The sequence below is a fragment of the Shewanella sp. ZOR0012 genome, assembly GCF_000798835.1.
Taxonomy (GTDB): Bacteria; Pseudomonadota; Gammaproteobacteria; order Enterobacterales; family Shewanellaceae; genus Shewanella; species Shewanella xiamenensis.
Genome location: NZ_JTLE01000094.1, coordinates 10,730 through 14,697 on the forward strand (window position 1 = coordinate 10,730; position 3,968 = coordinate 14,697).

Sequence of the window (3,968 nt, forward strand, 5' to 3'; positions counted from 1 at the left end):
GATATTTTATTCAAGGCTTCCTCAACTTGTTTGTGCTCATCTTTAACTCTTGCTCAACAGCTCAACAGCTCAACAGCTCAACAGCTCAACAGCTCAAAAGCTCAAAAGCTTGAGTCATGACGTATCTGTTTTATCGATCAATCTCAGTTTGCTGCAATTCTAGGGTGAAGCGTTTACAATGTCGCTTTTATCGCGGCAGAACATCATCATGTCTTTTCCATACTCGCTAAAACCGTTTAATACTTTTGGCGTAGAGCAATCCTGTTCATCATTGATTGAAGTCCATTCCAAGATGGAACTGCAAACGACTTGCTTATCTTTATATCAATCAAAGCGACCAATCCTTGTACTTGGTGGTGGCAGCAATATCGTATTTACCGATGATTTTAATGGCACTGTAGTGCGAGTATTGTCTAAAGGTATTTCCTGTTCCGAAGATGACTCTCACTTTTATCTTGATGTTGAGGCGGGTGAAAACTGGCATGAATTGGTCCAATTTAGCTTAGAGCAGAATATGCCTGGACTCGAGAATTTAGCCCTGATCCCGGGCACTGTTGGCGCAGCTCCGATTCAAAATATCGGTGCTTATGGTGTTGAGTTTTGTGATGTTTGTGATTGGGTTGAATATCTTGATGTCGAGTCTGGCGACTTACTAAGGCTTACGGTCGATGAATGTGAGTTTTCATATCGCGAGTCGATATTTAAAGGCAGCTTACGCGACAAAGCTGTGATTACCGCTGTTGGTTTGTGCCTCCCTAAAGCTTGGCAACCAAAATTGGCCTATGGCCCGTTGCAATCATTTACCGCTGAGACAGTGACCCCAAGGGAGATTTTTGAGCGAGTCTGTGAGGTGAGGAGCGAAAAGCTACCCAACCCAAAAGAACTCGGTAATGCAGGTAGCTTCTTTAAGAATCCAATCGTAAGCGCGGCGACTTATATGCAGCTTGCTGCGCGTTTCCCGAGTATCGTCGGTTATGCTCAACCCAATGGTGAGGTTAAACTGGCTGCGGGGTGGCTAATTGAGCATGCGGGTCTTAAGGGCTTTGCCCTAGGAAACGCGGGAGTGCATGCGAAGCAAGCCTTAGTATTAGTCAATTTAGGCCATGCAACTGGCCAAGATATTTGTCGATTAGCATTGCATGTGATTGCGCGAGTGAATGAGGTTTTTGGTGTTAAGCTCGAAGCCGAGCCAAGAATTATGGGATTAACTGGGGAGACGAGTCTCGATGTCTGATAACTGGGTGAGAAAACGCGAAATACTGGGATTACTGTCGAGCGAACATTTTGTCTCGGGTGAAGAGTTGGCGACACAACTGGGTATTTCTCGTGCGGCGGTGAGCAAGCATGTCGATGCTTTGGAAGACTATGGTGTGGCGATCTACAGTGTCAAAGGCCGCGGTTACAAGTTAGCTAATCCTATCTCCCTTATCGACTCGGCTCGTTTAATTCAGTCGATCGATAATCGATGCTTTTACTTTGATGAAATCCCGAGCACTAACGGCTTTATGTTAAGTCATACCAGTGAGCTTAAAAGTGGCGATGTATGTGTGGCTGAGTACCAGTCAGCGGGACGAGGACGTAGAGGACGTATTTGGGTGTCTCCCTATGGACATCATTTGTATTTCTCTCAGTTTTGGTCATTCCCCCAAGGGATGGCGCAGGCCATGGGTTTAAGCCTAGTGGTGGCTTGTAGTTTAGTTGAGGTACTGAAATCCTTTGGTGTTGATAATATCGGCGTGAAATGGCCAAACGATATTTATCTTAATTATAAAAAGCTTGCTGGGATTTTAATTGAAATGTCCGGACAGGCGGATAGCGAGTGCCAATTAATCATTGGTATTGGTGTTAACATGGCTATGTCGGAAGACCAAGGTAAGGGAATTGACCAGCCTTGGAGCGACTTGTCTAGCTTGACGGATATGCCAAATAAAACGGACCTCGTGATTGCACTACACAAACAGTTGAAGAGAGACATACAGTTGTTTGAGCGTGAAGGGCTGGCAGCCTTTAAAACGCGCTGGCAACAGGCAGATCTATTCCATGGTAAAGAAATTCGTTTACTCATGGGTGAGAATCACGTTGACGGCATCTGTCGTGGTATCGATGAACAAGGTGCAGTATTGTTAGAAGCCGCCGATGGCATACAAGCCTATATCGGCGGAGAAATCAGTTTAAGAGCAAGATAAGATTATTTACGCAGTAAAACGTGTGACATCAAATGATCCTGTCCTTTTTGTAGGATCAGATGCGCTCGTTCCCTTGTGGGCTGAATATTGAGCTGCAAATTGGGACCGTTGATTGTGTCCCATATTTTCGCCGCTATAGTATAGGCTTCATCATCCGTCAGGCTAGCATAGTGATGGAAATAGGACTTTTCATCACTAAATGCCCCTTTGCGAAATTGCAAAAAGCGCTCTTGATACCATTGCTTCAATAAATGCTCTTCGGCATCGACATAAATCGAAAAATCGACAAAGTCGGAGACAAAGGGCCTACGTATATCGACTGGCGAATCTAAACCAGTTTGTAAAACATTCAGTCCTTCGAGGATCAAAATATCGGGCTGCGAAACGGTTTGATGCTGGCCGCGAATACGATCGTAAGTCACGTGGGAATAGATAGGCGCATTTACATGGGCTTGCCCGGATTTTACCGCCGAAATAAATTCGACCAACATCTTCATATCGTAACTTTCAGGAAAGCCTTTGCGTTGCAATAGCCCTTTACGCTTCAAATCTGCCAGAGGATATAGAAAACCATCGGTCGTAACTAAATCGACTTTAGGATGCTCGGGCCACTGGCTTAGTAACGCCTGTAAAATACGCGCAGTGGTACTTTTACCCACGGCAACACTACCGGCAATGCTGATGATATAAGGGCTGCTTGAGGGCTTTTGCCCGAGAAACTCATCAAGGACTAAACCACGTTGTTGTTTGGCTTTTACAATTAAGTTAAGCAACCTGCTCAGAGGCAAATAAATATCAGTGACTTCGGAGAGCGAAACCTTTTCATTGATACCCCGAAGATTCTCCAAGTCTTGTTCACTCAGCGTCATTGGCACTGCGTCCCTCAAAACAGACCACTGTGCGCGCTCAAAGGCAAGATAGAGTGCTTTTTGAATTGGATTTTTTGACGTCATTGGCTTTCCTCGGCTTAGGAATCGCACAGTACACCATGACTTAAGTATCGACAATATAAAATCAATTCATGAAGCTCGGTTTCTAGCTCTTCTAGCCTTATTTACTGGATAAATGCTTGCCAACATCAGTTTGAGGGTAAAAAAGCATCATTTGATTGCTTTTTTTAAACAAATCGTCGATTTTCGCTTGCACTTGGGCACACATTTACCTAATATCCCGTTCCGAAATGATTTGCCGGCATAGCTCAGTTGGTAGAGCAACTGACTTGTAATCAGTAGGTCCCGAGTTCGACTCTTGGTGCCGGCACCATTTTACTGGAGGGGTTCCCGAGTGGCCAAAGGGATCAGACTGTAAATCTGACGGCTCCGCCTTCGAAGGTTCGAATCCTTCTCCCTCCACCATTTTCTAGGTAGTTAGGTAGCCTTAGTTAGGTTGCGCGGGCATCGTATAATGGTATTACTCCAGCCTTCCAAGCTGATAACGCGGGTTCGATTCCCGCTGCCCGCTCCAAATTTAGTTGCTGATATGGCTCAGTTGGTAGAGCACACCCTTGGTAAGGGTGAGGTCGGCAGTTCGAATCTGCCTATCAGCACCAGCCTTTCTGAATTAAGCTCCTATACCTAAATTAATCGGTTCGATGTCATTTATATGCATCGGATTTTTTCTATATGTATGTTTTCATCACCAAGACTCTTGGATTGAGGCAATACCATGGCTAAAGCTAAATTTGAACGTTCTAAGCCCCATGTTAACGTGGGCACCATCGGTCACGTTGACCATGGTAAAACCACTCTGACTGCAGCTATCTCTCACGTACTGGCTAAGACC

At 45.1% G+C, this 3,968-nt stretch carries 4 protein-coding genes and 4 tRNA genes; 7 read left to right on the forward strand and 1 reads right to left on the reverse strand.

Annotation, left to right across the window (positions count from 1 at the left end; genetic code table 11):
- Positions 1-208: 208 nt before the first annotated feature.
- Together murB and birA are read left to right on the forward strand one after the other, a co-directional pair.
- Positions 209-1,234, forward strand: a complete 1,026-nt coding sequence (gene murB, locus L976_RS01850) for a UDP-N-acetylmuramate dehydrogenase (RefSeq protein WP_047540064.1) — start codon at positions 209-211, stop codon at positions 1,232-1,234.
- The gene (gene birA / locus L976_RS01855; RefSeq protein WP_047533645.1) at positions 1,227-2,186 is read left to right on the forward strand and encodes a bifunctional biotin--[acetyl-CoA-carboxylase] ligase/biotin operon repressor BirA; all 960 of its coding nucleotides are present in this window, start codon (positions 1,227-1,229) and stop codon (positions 2,184-2,186) included. The genes murB and birA overlap by 8 nt, the downstream gene beginning before the upstream one ends.
- A gap of 2 nt (positions 2,187-2,188) precedes the next feature.
- Here birA and coaA read toward each other — a convergent pair whose 3' ends face one another.
- Positions 2,189-3,139 (reverse strand): type I pantothenate kinase, encoded by a 951-nt coding sequence (gene coaA, locus L976_RS01860; RefSeq protein WP_037417855.1) that lies wholly within the window; start codon positions 3,137-3,139, stop codon positions 2,189-2,191.
- A 234-nt stretch (positions 3,140-3,373) separates the two neighbouring features.
- Here coaA and L976_RS01865 point away from each other — a divergent pair.
- From L976_RS01865 to L976_RS22650, 5 genes are all read left to right on the forward strand, one after another.
- Positions 3,374-3,449: transfer RNA gene (locus L976_RS01865), tRNA-Thr, on the forward strand.
- Positions 3,450-3,456: 7 nt separating this feature from the next.
- Positions 3,457-3,541: transfer RNA gene (locus tag L976_RS01870), tRNA-Tyr, on the forward strand.
- A gap of 35 nt (positions 3,542-3,576) precedes the next feature.
- Positions 3,577-3,650: transfer RNA gene (locus L976_RS01875), tRNA-Gly, on the forward strand.
- A gap of 9 nt (positions 3,651-3,659) precedes the next feature.
- Positions 3,660-3,735, forward strand: a tRNA-Thr gene (locus L976_RS01880).
- Positions 3,736-3,851: 116 nt separating this feature from the next.
- Positions 3,852-3,968 (forward strand): GTP-binding protein (locus tag L976_RS22650; RefSeq protein ID WP_047540065.1); only part of this gene is annotated, 117 nt, incomplete at its 3' end.